The sequence below is a fragment of the Ralstonia flaminis genome, assembly GCF_958415495.1.
Taxonomy (GTDB): Bacteria; Pseudomonadota; Gammaproteobacteria; order Burkholderiales; family Burkholderiaceae; genus Ralstonia; species Ralstonia flaminis.
Genome location: NZ_CATZLL010000006.1, coordinates 52,260 through 67,723 on the forward strand (window position 1 = coordinate 52,260; position 15,464 = coordinate 67,723).

Below are 15,464 nucleotides of genomic sequence, written 5' to 3' on the forward strand. Positions count from 1 at the left end.
CACCAACACAGAAACAAAAACCGCCTCCCATAAAACGCATCAGTCCGCAGGCGTAATGTCGATATGGCAATGCGACGAATGCGAGTGCGAAGCATCAGCGCTTTGGTGCATGTGATCTTGCACCTCAACCCGCATCCCCAGCCGCGCCAGCAGCTTACGATCCGCATCCGCCTCAGGGTTATCCGTCGTCAGCAGCTTCTCGCCATAGAAGATCGAGTTAGCCCCCGCCATAAAGCACATTGCCTGCAACGCATCATCCATCGCCTCGCGGCCAGCGGAGAGCCGCACCATCGCCTTGGGCATCGTGATCCGCGCCACGGCAATCGTGCGCACAAAATCAAACGGGTCGAGTTCTTCATTGCCCGCCAGCGGCGTGCCTTCCACCTTCACGAGGTTGTTGATGGGCACCGAATCCGGATACGGCTCCATGTTCGCCAGCTCGGCGATCAGGCCCGCACGCTCGTGCACCGATTCCCCCAGCCCGACGATGCCGCCGCAGCACACATTGATGCCCGCCTCACGCACGTGTTCCAGCGTGTCGAGCCGGTCTTGATACGTGCGCGTGGTGATGATCTCGCCGTAAAACTCCGGCGCGGTATCGAGGTTGTGGTTGTAGTAGTCCAGCCCCGCGTCTTTCAGTTGCGCAGCCTGCTCCTGCTTGAGCATGCCCAGCGTCACGCACGTCTCCAGCCCCATCGCCTTCACGCCGCGCACCATATCGGCCACGGCGTCGAGCTGATGCGGCTTGGGGTTGCGCCACGCAGCGCCCATGCAGAAGCGGCTGGCGCCGTTTTGCTTGGCGCGTGATGCGGCTTCCAGCACTTCGTCGATGGGCATCAGCTTTTCAGCCTCCACACCCGTGTCGTAGCGCGCCGATTGCGGGCAGTACGAGCAGTCCTCCGGGCAGCCGCCGGTCTTGATGGACAGCAGCGTCGAGAGCTGCACTGCGTTCGCATCAAAGTTGGCGCGGTGCACTTGCTGGGCCTGGAACAGCAGGTCGTTGAACGGCAGCGCGAACAGCGCTTCGATGGCTTCGCGGCTCCAGCGCGCGTCGGGTGCCTGACCCGGCGTGACAGGCGCTTTGGCGGCGTTCGGAACGAAGTTGAGCGGAGTGGATTGCATGAGGACTTCCTTCAAGTAATGCGTGGTTTCTAGTTATGCGGGTCAGGCCGGCAGCAGCCAGTTCGGCTTGCGCTTGCCCAGAAAACTCTGCACGCCTTCGCGGCCTTCTTCCGAGGCGCGGATGGCGGCGATGCGGTCTGCGGTATCGGCCAGCAGCGCGTCGTTGACGGCGGCGCCAGCCACTTCACGCACGAGGCGCTTGCTCTCGCGCACGGCGTTCGGGCTGTTGGCGACGAGCGCGGCGGTGATGTCGTTGACCTTGCCGTCGAGCGTGTCTGCATTGACAAGCTCATGTACAAGGCCCAGCCGATGCGCCTCAGCAGCGGAGAAGCGTTCGGCGGTGATGAAGTAGCGGCGCGACGCCTGCTCACCCAACGCGCGGATCACGTACGGGCTGATGGTGGCCGGAATCAGCCCGAGCTTGGCTTCCGACAGGCAGAAGTTGGCGGTGTCGACGGCGACCACGATGTCGCACGCGGCGACCAGGCCAACGCCACCGGCATACGTATCACCCTGCACACGTGCGATCACCGGCTTCGGGCAGGTATAGATGGCGCGCAGCATTTCGGCCAGGCGCAGAGCATCAGCGCGGTTCTCGTCATCCGAGTAGCCGGCCATCTTCTTCATCCAGTTCAGGTCTGCGCCCGCGCAGAAGGCGGGGCCGTTGCCGGCCAGGACGATGGCGCGCACGCTGGGCTCTTGCGCCAGCGCGCGGAAGGCACCGGTCAGCTCGGCAATGACGGTCTCGTTGAAGGCGTTGCGCACATCAGGCCGGTTGAGCGTGAGCGTGGCGACGGCGCCGTGCTGGCTGAACGTCAATGTGGCGAAGGTCTCGAAAGTGTTCATTCGGCGTCCTTGTTGGTGCCGGCCCTCGGGTTGTCCGCCCCCGAGGCTTCTGCGGCGGTGGGTGCGGCGCTGACTGGGCCCGCGGGCAGGCCAAGTTCGCGCAGGAAGGCATCGACCTGCGGCAGCCAGATGCTCAACCCTGCGTGGCTGGCAAACATGCCGTGCGAGTCGCTCTTGAAGTTGCCGTAGTCCACCAGCCGCGCCTTACCGCCGGCGCCAGTGTACGCAGCAAACATCTTTTCCGGCATGGGCTTGGGCCAGTAGCTGTCGTTATCGCCGTAGAACCAGAGCGACGGATAGCGCGACTGCCGGCCGTATGTCTCAAAGGCGCGCACGAGGTTGTTTTCCCAGGCGACGCAGGTGTCGTTGCGCAGGCCGCCCGCGAAATTCACCAGGCCACGCACGCCGGGGTAGTTCAGCGTGCCGAAAGCCATCGTGGTCAGGCCGCCGTGCGACTGCCCCATGACGACGATGCGGCTGCGGTCCACATACGGTTGCGCGGTCATGTAGTCGAGCGCGGCCACCACATCTTCGGCCTGGATGAGGCCGTTCGATTCCACATTGCAGCCGCTACCGATATAGGCGCCGCCCGACTTGGAGAAGCCCTGGCGCATCGGGATGGCTACCACGTAGCCGCGCGCGACCAGCGCCGCCGCCTGCTCGCTGTAACGGGCACGCGACTGGAAGGCCGCGTTACCGCGTGACTTGCCGTGGTTGAGCACGATGAGCGGGAAAGGGCCGGTGCCCGCTGGCTTGTAGACGGTGGTCTCCAGCTTGATGGTGAAGATGCCCGCTGACTTGGGCACCTCCACGATCTCTTCGCTGATGCCCGATGTGCTCGTTGGGCTGGACGGTTTGTCCTGCGCATGCGCGGCGGCAAGTAGCAGCGCACAGCCGATGGCTGCCCAGGCGCTGCGCCACGTTCGCGCGGTGTTGCTGTTCACTGCAAGTTCCTTGTTCGATGGCGGTCCGCTTACATGCGGAATACGCCGAAGTTCATATCGCCAATCGGCGCGTTCAGGCTGGCCGACAAGCCCAGCCCCAGCACGCTGCGCGTGTCGGCGGGGTCGATCACGCCGTCGTCCCACAGGCGCGCGCTGGCATAGTACGGATGGCCTTGGCGCTCGTACTGGTCGCGGATCGGCGCCTTGAAAGCCGCTTCTTCCTCGGCGCTCCACTGGCCGCCTTTGGCCTCAATGCCGTCGCGGCGCACGGTGGCGAGCACGCTGGCGGCCTGCTCACCGCCCATTACCGAGATGCGCGCGTTCGGCCACATCCACAGGAAGCGCGGTGAATACGCCCGCCCGCACATGCCGTAGTTACCCGCCCCAAACGAGCCGCCGATGATGACCGTGAACTTGGGCACCTGCGCCGTGGCGACCGCTGTCACCATCTTCGCGCCGTTCTTGGCGATGCCCTCGTTCTCGTACTTGCGGCCCACCATGAAGCCCGTGATGTTCTGCAGGAACACCAGCGGAATCTTGCGCTGGCAGCACAGCTCGATAAAGTGCGCGCCCTTGAGCGCCGCTTCCGAAAACAAAATGCCGTTGTTGGCGATGATGCCGACCGGGTAGCCCCAGATGCGCGCAAAACCGCAGACCAGCGTGGTGCCGTAGCGTGCCTTGAATTCATCGAAGGCTGAGTCGTCGACGATGCGGGCGATGACCTCGCGCACATCGAACGGCTTGCGTGTGTCGGTCGGGATCACGCCGTAGAGTTCTTCGGCCGGATAGCGCGGCTCGATCGGCGCATGCACCTGCACCTGCTCCGGCTTGCGGCGGTTCAGGTGCGCGACGATGCCGCGGGCCTGTGCGAGCGCGTGCGAGTCGTTGTTGGCGAAGTAATCCGCCACGCCGGACAGGCGTGTGTGCACATCGGCGCCGCCCAGGTCTTCGGCACTCACCACCTCACCGGTGGCGGCCTTCACTAGCGGCGGGCCGGCCAGGAAGATCGTGCCCTGTTCCTTCACGATGATCGACTCGTCGCTCATGGCCGGCACATACGCGCCACCGGCCGTGCACGAGCCCATCACCACTGCAATCTGCGGAATGCCCTTGGACGACAAATTGGCCTGGTTGTAGAAGATGCGGCCGAAGTGGTCGCGGTCGGGGAACACGTCGTCCTGGTTCGGCAGGTTGGCGCCGCCCGAGTCGACCAGGTAGACGCAGGGCAGGTGGTTCTGCTCGGCAATCTCCTGCGCGCGCAGGTGTTTCTTCACCGTCATCGGGTAGTAGGTGCCGCCCTTGACCGTGGCATCGTTGCAGACGATCACGCACTCCTGCCCCGAGATGCGCCCGATACCGGTGATGATGCCGGCGCCCGGTGCCGCGTCGTCGTACATGCCGTACGCCGCCAGTTGCGAGAACTCCAGGAACGGCGTGCCGGGGTCGAGCAGTTGCTGCACTCGGTCCCGCGGCAGCAGCTTGCCGCGGGCGAGGTGCTTGGCGCGGGCGTCTTCACCGCCGCCTTGCGCAATGCGGGCGACCTTGTCGCGCAAGTCGGCGACGAGGGTGCGCATGGCATCGGCGTTGGCCTTGAAGTCTTCGGCACGGGGGTTGAGCTTGGTGTCTAGCGTCGGCATGGCAGCGGTGCAGGAAGTGCGGTGCGGTTATTCAGGGAAGGTGCCGTCGACGTACAGCCAACGGCCTTCGGCGGATTCGGCGCCGCTGGCGTCCAGGCGAACGAAGCGGCTGGTTTCATGCAGGCGATGCGCGCGGCCGCCCACCTTGTAGCGCGCGACGAATTCCACCGTCGCGTGCGTAGCGTCTTGCAGTGTGTGGCGCCTCACGTCCAGGCCGAGCCAGCGGGTGGCGGCGGCATCTGCCTCACTCGTTTCCAGATCAGCGGGGCAAGTGGACGGATGCCACGTGCGGCGCAGATACGCCGTGTCACCCAGCACACACGCGCTGTAGCGCGAGCGCATGAGTTGCTCGGCCGTGGCCGGCACGGCGTCACCGGCGTGGAACGGGCCGCAACAGCGCGCGTACGCAACACCGCCGCAGGGGCAGGCGTCGGCCGGGCCGATGGGCTTGGCTTGGGTGCCCATCAGGCCAGCAGCTCCGGCAGGTCGCGCATGTCGGTAAAGGTGCGCGTGGCACCGGCTGCGATCAGCGGGCCCGGTGCGTTGCGACCGGCGTAGGCCAGCACCGTCATGCCCGCAGCATGGCCGGCAGTCACGCCCGTGGGGCTGTCTTCAATCACCAGGCAACGCGATGGCGCGACCCCCAGACTGCTGGCCGCCAGCAGGTACACATCGGGCGCGGGCTTGCTGCGCGCGACCTCGGTGGCCGAAAAGATGCGCACATCCGTCGGCTGGAAGTGCTCGATCAAGCCGGTGCGATTGAGTTGCAGTTCCACCTTCACGCGATCGGCGCCAGAGGCCACGGCCATTGGCAGGCCAAGCTTGGAGAGCACATCAATGGCGTGCGCAATGTGCGGCACCGCTTCGACCTCGGCTTCGAGCAGCGCGTTGCGCCGTGCGTGGAAGGTGGACAGCCAGTTTGGCGGCAACGGTGCGCCGCGCATCTCGGCAATCGCATCCAGCTCTTCGCGGATGGCCTTGCCGAGAAAGCGCGTGATGGAGTCTTCCTGGCTGATCTCGATGCCGAGTTCATTCAGCATCTGCCAGATCAGTTTGTTGACGAGGGGTTCGCTGTCCACCAGCACGCCGTCGCAATCGAAGAGGATCGCGTCAAAGCGTGGGTGGCGAGTTTCTGTTGAGGCGGATTGAGAGACTGCAGTCATGCTTTCTTCGTTGGTTTTTCGTAAGCGGTGACCGGCGCACCGGCCGCCTTCCAGGCGGTGAATCCACCTTCGATATGTGCAACGCGCTCCAATCCCATGTCCTGCACGGTCTTGGTGGCCAGCGCGCTGCGCCAGCCGGCCGCGCAGAAGAAGACGAAGGTCTTGTCTGCTGCAAAGGCCGGCTTGTAATACGGGGAGTCCGGATCAACCCAGAACTCCAGCATGCCGCGCGGGGCGTGCAGCGCGTTCGGAATCACGCCTTCGCGCGTCAGCTCCTGGATCTCGCGCACATCGACAAACTGCACGTGCGGGGCATCGAGCAGGGCGCGCGCCTCGTCCACGGAGAGCGTTTGTACCTGCGCCATGGCTTCGTCCACCAGCGCGCGGAATCCCTTCTTCATGGCCATGGCGTTCTCCTGTTCGGTTCAGACGCGGCCGTCGCGAAGCAGGGCTTCGATCTGGTCGAAACGATCGAAGCCCCAGAACGCCTCGCCGTCGACGATCACGTAAGGCGAGCCGAACACGCCACGCGACATCGCCAGGTCGATTTCGGCCTTGAGCTGGTCCTTGATCTGCTGCGTGCTTGCGCCGGCATTGAGTGCCGCGCCGTCGATACCCATCGCGTCGGCAATCTTCATCACCTCGACCGGCTCACCAATATTGATGTCATCGACAAACAGTGCGCGGTAGATGGCACGGGCGAAGTCGATGGCGCGATCGCCGCCGTGGTGGTCGTGCACCCACAGCGTGGCGCGCGCCGCGTATTGCGTGGGCAGTGGGAAGTGCGTCGGCTTGCGGTATTCGATACCGTTGAAGCGCGCAGTGCGCTCGAAGTCACGCCATGCGTAGTCGCCCTTGAGCGGCACTTGTGGCAGCGGGGAGCCGCCGGTGGTCTTGAATACGACCCCCAGCAGGATCGGGTGCCACGCCGTCGCGCGGTTGTACCGCTGGGCGAGTTCTTCCACGCGCGTGCTGGCGAAGTAGCCGTACGGCGATGAGAAGTCGAAGTAGAAATCGATGGCCCCGTTCATGATGTGCTCCCCTTGTTGTGCTGCGGCTTCCCCAAAAATGCCTACGCCAAGGCGCGGGCGATCAAGATTTTCTGGATATCGCTGGTGCCTTCGTAGATCTGGCACACGCGTACGTCGCGGTAGATGCGCTCGACCGGGAAGTCGTTCACGTAGCCGTAGCCGCCGAAGACCTGGATGGCATCGGAGCACACGCGCTCGGCCATCTCGCTGGCATTGAGCTTGGCCATGGCTGCCTCTTTCAGGCACGGCAGCCCCGCGTCTTTCAGGCTGGCAGCGTGCCAGACCATCTGCCGCGCCACGTCGATGCGCGTGGCCATCTCGGCCAGGCGGAACTGCACGGCCTGGTGCGCAAACAGTGGCTGGCCGAAGCTCTCGCGCTCCTTGGCATACGCCAGTGCTGCCTCAAAGGCTGCACGCGCCATGCCCACGCTCTGTGCCGCAATGCCGATGCGCCCGCCTTCCAATCCGGACAACGCCATCTTGTAGCCCGCGCCTTCTTCCCCTAACAGGCAATCGGCGGGGATGCGACAGTCTTCCAACACGATCTGCGCCGTGTCGGAGGAGTGCTGGCCGAGCTTGTCTTCGAGCCGCGCGACGACGTAGCCCGGCGTCTTGGTCGGCACCAGGAATGCACTGATGCCGCGCTTGCCCGCAGCCTTATCCGACACGGCCATGACGATCGCCACGTCGGCGTGCTTGCCGCTGGTGATGAACTGCTTCACGCCGTTGAGTACCCAGTGGTCGCCATTCCGCGTGGCAGTGGTGCGCAGGGCCGAGGCATCGGAGCCGACGTGCGGCTCGGTCAGGCAGAACGCGCCGAGCATCTCGCCGCGCGCCAGTGGCACGAGCCATTGCTGCTTTTGTGCGTCGTTCGCAAACGCCATCAACATGCTGCACACCGGGCAGTTGTTCACGCTGATGACAGTGGAGGTGCCGCCATCGCCAGCGGCAATCTCTTCCAGGATCAGCGCGAGCGACAGATAGTCGAGCCCGGCGCCGCCCAGCTCTTCCGGCACGGCCACACCATAGGCGCCCAGCTCACCGAGTTGGCGGTGTACGTCTTTCGGGAACGTTGCATCGCGATCCCACGCGGCGGCGTGCGGGGTGATTGCCTCGCGCACGAAGGTGCGGATGGCATCGCGGATCATTTCCTGTTCGGGGTTCAGCAGCATGGCGGTCTACCAGGTTTGGGCCAATGCCACGACGGCACCGATGGCGCTGCGTGCCTGCGGGCTGTTGCGCCAGCAGGTTGAGCCAGTGAGGGCTGCGCCAGTGCGCACGATTTCGTCCACACTGGCCTCGCGTAGTTGCTTGAGGTGGCAGTAGCCCATTTGCTCAAGACGCGCGACGATCGTCGGCCCCACGCCCTTGAGTGCAAGCATGGCCGCGCGCTGGTCGGTCGGGAAGCTCACCATTCAATGACGCTCCCATCGTAATTGCGGAACGCGCCGTTGTCGGCGCGCGTGGCGGATGCGATCACGCTGCGGATGCCAGCCACACTTTGCTGCGGTGTGATGGCGGCTCCGGCGCCACCCATGTCGGTTTGCACCCAGCCTGGGTGGAAGGTCAGGCATGTGGCGTTCTTGGCGTCGAACGACAGCGCATGCAGCACCGCATTCACCGCGGCCTTGCTGGTGCGATACAGCCAGCCGCCGTTGCCTTCCATATCGCCAATGCTGCCCATGCGGCTGGAGATGACGGCCAACACGCCGCCCACTTCATTTGCACCGTTGCGTCCGGCCTCCACCATCGGCAGCACGGCCGGCAACACGTTCATCGGCGCCCACACGTTCGTGTGCATCACGGCATCAAAGTCGGCCTGGCTGACCGGCGTGGCGCCCTGCGTGCGCGGGCCATAGATGCCCGCCACGTAGATCGCTACGTCCAGCGCCTCGCCGTCGAGCTTCCAGGCGAGGCCGGCGATGGCATTGGCGTCGGTCAGGTCCAGCACATGCGTTTCGGCGCCCAGGGCCTGCAGATCTTGCGCAGCCTGCTGCGTACGCACGGTGGCGATCACACGCCAGCCGTCCGCACGGTACTGCTTCACGGTTTCCAGGCCGATGCCGCGCGATGCACCCAGAACGAGTGCGGTGCGCGTGCGGCGGGAGGTTGCGTTCGTCATCGTGCTGGCCTTTCGCTCAATAGAGTTCGATGCCCACAGCGGTGGCCTCGCCGCCACCGATGCACAAACTCGCCACGCCGCGCTTGCCGCCGCGGTGTTGCAGCGCGCCCAGCAGTGTGGCGATCACGCGAGCGCCTGAGGCGCCGATCGGGTGGCCCAGCGCGCATGCACCGCCGTTCACGTTCACCTTCTCGTGCGGGATGTGCAGGTCGTGCATGGCGGCCATCGGCACCACGGCAAAGGCTTCGTTGATCTCGAACAGATCGACGTTGCTGCTGTTCCAGTCGAGCTTCTTGAACAGCTTGTCGATGGCCGTGACCGGTGCGGTGGTGAACCAGCCCGGCGCCTGCGCATGCGTGGTGTGCCCCAGCATTACCGCCAGCGGCGTGATGCCGAGCTGCTTGGCGGTCGACTCGCGCATCATCACCAGGGCCGCAGCACCGTCGTTGATCGACGACGAGGACGCGGCCGTCACCGTGCCATCTTTCTTGAACGCGGGCTTGAGCGTGGGGATCTTGTCGACCTTGATGCGGCGCGGGCCTTCGTCGGTGTCGATGACGGTGTCACCGGCTTTGCTCGACACGGTCACGGGCGCGATTTCCCAGCGGAATGCGCCGGATTCGGTGGCTTCCTGCGCGCGGCGCACGGACGTCATCGCAAAGTGGTCTTGTGCCTCCCGTGTGAAGCCGTACTTCTCGGCGCAGTCTTCACCGAAGGTGCCCATGGCGCGGCCTTTGTCATACGCGTCTTCCAGGCCGTCGAGCATCATGTGGTCGTAGATCATGCCGTGGCCGATGCGGTAGCCGCCGCGGCCTTTCGGGATCAGATACGGCGCGTTGGTCATGCTTTCCATGCCGCCTGCAACGACGACGTCGACCGAGCCCGCGAGCAGTGCGTCATACGCGTTCATGGCTGCGCGCATGCCTGAGCCGCACATCTTGTTGACCGTGGTGCAGCCAACCGACAGCGGCAGGCCCGCGCCCAATGCGGCCTGGCGGGCCGGTGCCTGGCCTTGGCCGGCGGGCAGCACGCAACCCATGATGACTTCTTCGATCTGCTCCGGCTTCAGGCCCGCTCGCTCGACTGCCGCACGGATGGCAGCGGCGCCCAGTTGCGGGGCGGTGAGGCTGGCGAGTTCGCCTTGGAATGCGCCCATCGGGGTGCGGGCCGCTGAGGCGATGATGATGCGGTCGGACATGGTGATCTCCTGGTGTGCTGTCGACATGGTTCTGCACTTGTGGCGCAGGGGCTGCGTGTCTCTTGCTTTGGGGTTTGTGTTTTGTGGTGCATCCCCCGTTTCACCCCCTGCCGGGGGCGACTCACTTTCTTTGTCTTGCCAAAGAAAGTAAGCAAAGAAAGGCGCGCCCAAGATGGCGACCCCCTCCTTGAATTTGTGTAACCGGGCGGAGACGGGGAAAACTCGCTGCGCTCAGACAGTTCCCCGTCTTTTTTCCGCCCGCTTACAAAAATTCAAGGCGCCATCTAGGGCAGGAACGTCAACGGCCAAACCATTGATTTGCGTGCCCTGTCAGGCTCTTGTTTGTTGCTGTGTTGCTGTGTTGCTGTGTTGCTGTGTTGCTGTGTTGCCGTTTGCTTCGCTCTGCGTCTTGCCGCGCACTCGCTACTGCGTTGTTGCTGCGATGGTGTGGCCGTTGATGCCCTAGATGGCGCCTTGAATTTCTGTTGCAGGGAGGAAAAAGAGGGGAGGCTTGTCTGAGCGAAGCGAGTTTGCCTCCCCTCCCTCCCTGCGACATAAATTCAAGGAGTGTTTCGCCATCTTGGGCGCGCCTTTCTTTGCTTACTTTCTTTGGCAAGACAAAGAAAGTGAGTCGCCCCCGGCAGGGGGTGAAACAAGGGATGGACCACAAACCAAAAAAACCACCCCTAAGCAACAAACTCAAAACCCAACCGGCGTAGGCACACTCCCTTCCTTCCCGTAGTTCTTCCAAGCATCAGCCAACTGCGCATGCAGTTCCTCATTCGAACTTGCCGCCATGCCCAGATTGCGCAACATCCCATCCTTCACGCCATAGATCCAGCCGTGCACCGTCAGCGGCTGCCCACGATCCCACGCGTCCTGCACGATCGTCGTCAGGCACACGTTGTTGACCTGGTGGATCACGTTCAACTCACACAGGCGGTCATGCCGCGATTGGTCATTGACCACTGTGCCGAGGTACGTCTCATGCTGTTCAGCCACGTCACGCACGTGACGAATCCAGTTGTCCGCCAGCCCGAAACGCTGCTTGGTCAGCGCAGCCTTCACGCCCGAACAGCCATAGTGACCAACGACGGTGATGTGTCGAATCTTCAGCACTTCCACCGCAAACTGCAGTACCGACAGGCAGTTCAAGTCTGAGTGCACCACCACGTTGGCAATGTTGCGGTGGACGAACACTTCGCCCGGCGGCAGGCCGATGATCTGGTTGGCGGGCACGCGCGAATCCGAGCAGCCGATCCACAGGTATTCCGGGTTCTGCTGGTTGGCCAGGCTCGAGAAGAATTCCGGGTCTTCGGCGCTGACGCGCTCGACCCACTTGCGGTTGTTCTCGAAGAGTTCTTTGATGCGGTGTGGCATGGTTTCCCGTCGTGTTGAGAGCGTCAGGCGGCGGCGCGTTGCAGCGCTGTTGTGACCTGTTCGGTAGGGTGTTCGGCTGCTGTCCCCTGCGCGCCGGCGCCGTATCGGTTGACGAAGCGTTCGCTTGCGTCATACGCGTAGAAATCGTGAATGTGCCCGGACAGCAGGCGGTCTTTGTAGGACTGCCACATGGCCGGATCGAAGAAGTCTGCGTGGTGCTTGAGGAAGGCCGCACGCACGCGTGGATCACCCAGCAGGAATGTGCCGTATGTCTCCGGAAAGATGTCGTGCGGGCCGACGCTGTACCAGACCTCGCCCGACATTTCTTCCTCTTCGGTGCGTGCTTGCGGCACCTTGCGGACGTTGCAGTCGGTCAGGTATTCGATCTCGTCGTAGTCGTAGAAGACCACGCGGCCGTGGCGCGTCACGCCAAAGTTCTTGTAGAGCATGTCGCCGGGGAAGATGTTCGCGGCGATCAATTCCTTGATGGCGTTGCCGTACTCGATGATGCCGTGCTCGACCTGCGCATCGGTGCCTTCGTGCAGCCAGATGTTCAGCGGCGTCATGCGGCGCTCGATGTAGACGTGGCGGATGACGATCTCTTCGCTGCCGTCTTCGGCGCGCTGGTACTCCACCATCGAAGGCGCGTGCTTCTCCAGTTCCTTGATCAGCTCTTCGTCAAAGCGCGACAGCGGGAAGGCCACGTCGGAATACTCCAGCGTGTCGGCCATACGGCCCACGCGGTCGTGGCGCTTCACGAGCTGGTACTTGCTCTTGATCAGCTCGCGCGTGGTTTCCTTCGGTGGTGGGAAGTAGTCCTTGATGACCTTGAAGACGTATGGATACGACGGCAGCGTAAACACCAGCATCACCAGGCCCTTGATGCCGGGTGCGATGATGAACTTGTCCGACGAGTGCTGCTGGTGGTGCAGGAAATCTCGATAGAACAGGTTCTTGCCCTGCTTCTGCAGGCCGAGCGAGGTGTAGATTTCGGCGCGCGGCTTGCGCGGCATCAGGTCACGCAAGAAGGTCACGTAGGCGGACGGAATTTCCATGTCCACCATGAAATACGAGTGCGTGAACGAGAACAGGATCATCAACTGTTCCGGGCGCAGCAGCACGGTGTCCAAGCGCAACTGGCCGTCGGCGTTGCGCATGATCGGCACGGCCAGCGGGTAGGACTTGTCACCGTTAATCACGCGCCCAATGATGTAGGCCGACGTGTTGCGGAAGAACAGCGACGACAGCACGTGCACCTGGAAATTCGGCGAGATACGGAAATCGCCGAACTGCTCTTCCACCGCGCGCACCAGGTAGCCGACGTCACGGCCCAGGTCTTCAAATGGCGCGTTGAGCTGGAAGTTGTGCACGATGCGCTCGAAGCAGGTGCCCAGGCCGTCGCGCGAGCCGGGGTAGTAGGCGCGGTAGGTCGGCTTGGTGGGCGACTCCTCGTTCTCGATGTATTCCGTCGAGATGGCCGGCCGCACGAAGATGAAATCGTTGTTGAAGTACGAGCGGTGCAGGATGCGCGTGCACACCGAGTTGAAGAAGGTCTCGGCCAGTTCCGGCTGGTGATGGTTGGTCAACAGGCCGATGTAGTGCAGCTTGATCTGGCGCCAGATTTCGTCGTCGATGTTCTCGGCGTCGTATTCGTCTTCCAGGATGACCGACGCTTCGCGCACGCGCTCGTCGTAGTAGGCGATGCGGTCGCGCTGCAATTGCTGCATGGCGGGCCAGTCCCCGTGCTCGAACGCCACCTTGGCCTGGATGCATACCTCGCGGAACAAGCGGTAGTGCTTGTCGAAGCCGTCAAGCATCGTGCGGGCGACGTCGAAGGCAATCTGCGAGGACAGGAGCTTGGGGAAATGGGACATAGGCGTGTGCGCGGGGAGGGGCGGGAAGCGGCAATCCTGGGAGACCTAGATTGTATGGCCTCTGCTGCCGTGTTCACGCCCTGAAACCGTTCCGCCTCCTTATCCGTTTGGCCGATGGCCCCGTGCCATCAGCCCACCGCCCGCGCCTGCCTTACATCGTTTCTGCGTACAGCTCGCGCCCGATCAGCATGCGGCGGATTTCCGACGTGCCGGCGCCGATCTCGTACAGCTTGGCGTCGCGCCACAGGCGGCCGACCGGGAATTCGTTGATGTAGCCGTTGCCGCCCAGGATCTGGATGGCTTCGCCGGCCATCCACGTGGCCTTCTCGGCGGTATAGAGGATCACGCCGGCGCAGTCCTTGCGCACTTGGCGCACGTGGTCGCGGCCCAGCGAGTCGAGGTTCTTGCCGACCGTGTACAGGTACGCGCGGCACGCCTGCAGCGTGGTGTACATGTCGGCCATCTTGCCCTGGATGAGCTGGAATTCACCAATGCTCTGGCCGAACTGCTTGCGGTCGTGGATGTACGGCGTGACCACGTCCATGCAGGCCTGCATGATGCCGACCGGGCCGCCGGAGAGCACCGCGCGCTCGTAATCCAGGCCGCTCATCAGCACCTTGGTGCCGCCGTTTTCCTGGCCGAGGATGTTCTCCACCGGCACTTCGACGTTCTCGAACACCAGTTCGCCCGTGTGCGAGCCGCGCATGCCGAGCTTGTCCAGCTTCTGCGCCACGGAGAAACCCTTCATGCCCTTCTCGACGATGAACGCTGTCATGCCGCGCGCGCCCAGCTCGGGCTCCGTCTTGGCGTAGACGACCAGCACGTCGCAGTCGGGGCCGTTGGTGATCCACATCTTGGTGCCGTTGAGCACGTAGCGGTCGCCCTTGAGCTCGGCGCGCAGCTTCATGCTGACGACGTCGGAGCCGGCATTCGGCTCGCTCATCGCCAGCGCGCCCACCCATTCGCCAGACACCAGCTTGGGCAGGTATTTCGCCTTCTGGGCTGGCGTGCCGTTGCGGTGGATCTGGTTGACGCACAGGTTGGAGTGCGCACCATACGACAGGCCAACCGAGGCCGACGCGCGGCTGATTTCTTCCATGGCGATCATGTGCGCCAGGTAGCCCATGTTGGCGCCGCCGTACTCCTCCGCCACGGTGATGCCGAGCACACCCAGTTCACCCATCTTGCGCCACGCGTCCATCGGGAACTGGTCGGTGCGGTCGATCTCTTCTGCACGCGGTGCCAGCTCGCCCTGCGCCCAGTCGCGCACGGCCGAACGCAGCATCTCGATGTCTTCGCCCAAGTCGAATTTCAGGCCGGGCAGCTCAATCATGGTGGGTCTCCTTGGGCGGCTTATATGTCTGTGTGAAAGCGGCGGGGCCGCTGGTGTCTCTGGGTGAGGGTTCGGCGCTGTGAGGTGCGCGTAGCTTGTGGCAGGCGCACCAGTGCCGGATGGGTGTCGCGTATTGTATTGACGTTTACGTAAACGTCAATAAGCGTCAACTACGTAAGGGTGCGGATAAGGGTGCGGAATCAGGCGGTCTTGCGTCGCTTCGGTGGTTTGGTGGCGCCTGCCTGGGCATCGTCCAGCAGGCGGCGGCATTGGCGCTCGTGCTGGTCGATTTCGGCCAACTGGGCGTTCAGGTCATCGAGTTGCTGCGTGAGCACCGCGCGGTGCTGCGCCAGCGACGCCAGGAAGCGCTCCAACTGCGGCACCGTATCGCGCGGCGATTCGTACAGATCGAGGATCTCCTTGATCTCCCCTAGCGACAGCCCTAACCGCTTGCCGCGCAAGGTCAGCTTCAGTCGCGTGCGCTCGCCGGCGGAGTACACGCGGCGGCGTCCGCCCGGGCCCTGGCGATCCGGCGCCAGCAGGCCCTGGTCTTCGTAGAAGCGGATCGCGCGCGGCGTGATGTCGAATTCGCGTGCGAGATCGGTGATGGTGTAGCTGACGTCGTCATGCGTGCAGCTTTCGCCGGATTCGAGATCAGCGGCAAGTGCAACAGCGGCAGACGGGGTGGAAGCAGACATACGGCGGGTGATCCTGTGATGGCGGGTGCGCATCGGGCAGCCAATTTAAGTTTTCGCTTAAGATGGGAGACCGGCGGCGAATTGACGTTTACGTTAGCGTCAATGGCGTCAAACCG

Annotated in this window: 16 protein-coding genes; all 16 read right to left on the reverse strand. The window is 63.7% G+C overall.

The window, feature by feature from the left end:
• Window positions 1-39: 39 nt before the first annotated feature.
• Window positions 40-1,122, reverse strand: coding sequence for a biotin synthase BioB (bioB, locus tag R2N11_RS10840; RefSeq protein WP_316681101.1), 1,083 nt, complete (start codon window positions 1,120-1,122; stop codon window positions 40-42).
• 42 nt (window positions 1,123-1,164) lie between these two features.
• Window positions 1,165-1,968: an enoyl-CoA hydratase/isomerase family protein gene (locus R2N11_RS10845; protein WP_316681102.1), complete on the reverse strand. Its 804-nt coding sequence runs from the start codon at window positions 1,966-1,968 to the stop codon at window positions 1,165-1,167.
• On the reverse strand, window positions 1,965-2,912 hold the full coding sequence (locus R2N11_RS10850; protein ID WP_316681103.1) for a dienelactone hydrolase family protein: 948 nt from the start codon (window positions 2,910-2,912) through the stop codon (window positions 1,965-1,967). The genes R2N11_RS10845 and R2N11_RS10850 overlap by 4 nt, the downstream gene beginning before the upstream one ends.
• A gap of 29 nt (window positions 2,913-2,941) precedes the next feature.
• Window positions 2,942-4,549, reverse strand: a complete 1,608-nt coding sequence (locus R2N11_RS10855) for a carboxyl transferase domain-containing protein (protein WP_316681104.1) — start codon at window positions 4,547-4,549, stop codon at window positions 2,942-2,944.
• A gap of 27 nt (window positions 4,550-4,576) precedes the next feature.
• Complete coding sequence (locus R2N11_RS10860; protein WP_316681105.1) at window positions 4,577-5,014, reverse strand: YchJ family protein; 438 nt, start codon at window positions 5,012-5,014, stop codon at window positions 4,577-4,579.
• Window positions 5,014-5,712 (reverse strand): HAD family hydrolase, encoded by a 699-nt coding sequence (locus R2N11_RS10865; protein ID WP_199029598.1) that lies wholly within the window; start codon window positions 5,710-5,712, stop codon window positions 5,014-5,016. The genes R2N11_RS10860 and R2N11_RS10865 overlap by 1 nt, the downstream gene beginning before the upstream one ends.
• A complete protein-coding gene (locus R2N11_RS10870) occupies window positions 5,709-6,119 on the reverse strand; it encodes a rhodanese-like domain-containing protein (protein WP_199029596.1) in 411 nt (136 codons plus the stop codon). The genes R2N11_RS10865 and R2N11_RS10870 overlap by 4 nt, the downstream gene beginning before the upstream one ends.
• An 18-nt stretch (window positions 6,120-6,137) precedes the next feature.
• A complete protein-coding gene (locus R2N11_RS10875) occupies window positions 6,138-6,743 on the reverse strand; it encodes a 2-hydroxychromene-2-carboxylate isomerase (protein ID WP_316681106.1) in 606 nt (201 codons plus the stop codon).
• A 41-nt stretch (window positions 6,744-6,784) separates the two neighbouring features.
• Window positions 6,785-7,915 carry an acyl-CoA dehydrogenase family protein gene (locus tag R2N11_RS10880; protein WP_316681107.1) on the reverse strand — a complete coding sequence of 377 codons (1,131 nt, stop codon included), beginning with the start codon at window positions 7,913-7,915 and terminating at the stop codon, window positions 6,785-6,787.
• Window positions 7,916-7,921: 6 nt separating this feature from the next.
• Window positions 7,922-8,158: a helix-hairpin-helix domain-containing protein gene (locus R2N11_RS10885; protein ID WP_233176844.1), complete on the reverse strand. Its 237-nt coding sequence runs from the start codon at window positions 8,156-8,158 to the stop codon at window positions 7,922-7,924.
• Complete coding sequence (locus R2N11_RS10890; protein ID WP_316681108.1) at window positions 8,152-8,865, reverse strand: SDR family oxidoreductase; 714 nt, start codon at window positions 8,863-8,865, stop codon at window positions 8,152-8,154. Before R2N11_RS10890 ends, R2N11_RS10885 begins: the two co-directional genes overlap by 7 nt.
• A 16-nt stretch (window positions 8,866-8,881) precedes the next feature.
• Complete coding sequence (locus R2N11_RS10895; protein WP_199029674.1) at window positions 8,882-10,063, reverse strand: acetyl-CoA C-acetyltransferase; 1,182 nt, start codon at window positions 10,061-10,063, stop codon at window positions 8,882-8,884.
• A 699-nt stretch (window positions 10,064-10,762) separates the two neighbouring features.
• On the reverse strand, window positions 10,763-11,443 hold the full coding sequence (gene can / locus R2N11_RS10900; RefSeq protein WP_199032586.1) for a carbonate dehydratase: 681 nt from the start codon (window positions 11,441-11,443) through the stop codon (window positions 10,763-10,765).
• A 23-nt stretch (window positions 11,444-11,466) separates the two neighbouring features.
• Window positions 11,467-13,317 carry a bifunctional isocitrate dehydrogenase kinase/phosphatase gene (gene aceK / locus R2N11_RS10905; RefSeq protein ID WP_199032587.1) on the reverse strand — a complete coding sequence of 617 codons (1,851 nt, stop codon included), beginning with the start codon at window positions 13,315-13,317 and terminating at the stop codon, window positions 11,467-11,469.
• 151 nt (window positions 13,318-13,468) lie between these two features.
• Complete coding sequence (locus R2N11_RS10910; RefSeq protein WP_316681109.1) at window positions 13,469-14,650, reverse strand: isovaleryl-CoA dehydrogenase; 1,182 nt, start codon at window positions 14,648-14,650, stop codon at window positions 13,469-13,471.
• A 200-nt stretch (window positions 14,651-14,850) separates the two neighbouring features.
• Window positions 14,851-15,348 (reverse strand): MerR family transcriptional regulator, encoded by a 498-nt coding sequence (locus tag R2N11_RS10915; protein WP_199032589.1) that lies wholly within the window; start codon window positions 15,346-15,348, stop codon window positions 14,851-14,853.
• Between the last annotated feature and the right edge of the window lie 116 nt (window positions 15,349-15,464).

Coding starts and splice junctions, on each gene's coding strand:
- bioB (WP_316681101.1), bottom strand. CDS start 1,122: ATGCAATCCACTCCGCTCAACTTCGTTCCGAACGCCGCCAAAGCGCCT.
- R2N11_RS10845 (WP_316681102.1), bottom strand. CDS start 1,968: ATGAACACTTTCGAGACCTTCGCCACATTGACGTTCAGCCAGCACGGC.
- R2N11_RS10855 (WP_316681104.1), bottom strand. CDS start 4,549: ATGCCGACGCTAGACACCAAGCTCAACCCCCGTGCCGAAGACTTCAAG.
- R2N11_RS10860 (WP_316681105.1), bottom strand. CDS start 5,014: ATGGGCACCCAAGCCAAGCCCATCGGCCCGGCCGACGCCTGCCCCTGC.
- R2N11_RS10865 (WP_199029598.1), bottom strand. CDS start 5,712: ATGACTGCAGTCTCTCAATCCGCCTCAACAGAAACTCGCCACCCACGC.
- R2N11_RS10870 (WP_199029596.1), bottom strand. CDS start 6,119: ATGGCCATGAAGAAGGGATTCCGCGCGCTGGTGGACGAAGCCATGGCG.
- R2N11_RS10875 (WP_316681106.1), bottom strand. CDS start 6,743: ATGAACGGGGCCATCGATTTCTACTTCGACTTCTCATCGCCGTACGGC.
- R2N11_RS10880 (WP_316681107.1), bottom strand. CDS start 7,915: ATGCTGCTGAACCCCGAACAGGAAATGATCCGCGATGCCATCCGCACC.
- R2N11_RS10885 (WP_233176844.1), bottom strand. CDS start 8,158: ATGGTGAGCTTCCCGACCGACCAGCGCGCGGCCATGCTTGCACTCAAG.
- R2N11_RS10890 (WP_316681108.1), bottom strand. CDS start 8,865: ATGACGAACGCAACCTCCCGCCGCACGCGCACCGCACTCGTTCTGGGT.
- R2N11_RS10895 (WP_199029674.1), bottom strand. CDS start 10,063: ATGTCCGACCGCATCATCATCGCCTCAGCGGCCCGCACCCCGATGGGC.
- can (WP_199032586.1), bottom strand. CDS start 11,443: ATGCCACACCGCATCAAAGAACTCTTCGAGAACAACCGCAAGTGGGTC.
- aceK (WP_199032587.1), bottom strand. CDS start 13,317: ATGTCCCATTTCCCCAAGCTCCTGTCCTCGCAGATTGCCTTCGACGTC.
- R2N11_RS10910 (WP_316681109.1), bottom strand. CDS start 14,650: ATGATTGAGCTGCCCGGCCTGAAATTCGACTTGGGCGAAGACATCGAG.
- R2N11_RS10915 (WP_199032589.1), bottom strand. CDS start 15,348: ATGTCTGCTTCCACCCCGTCTGCCGCTGTTGCACTTGCCGCTGATCTC.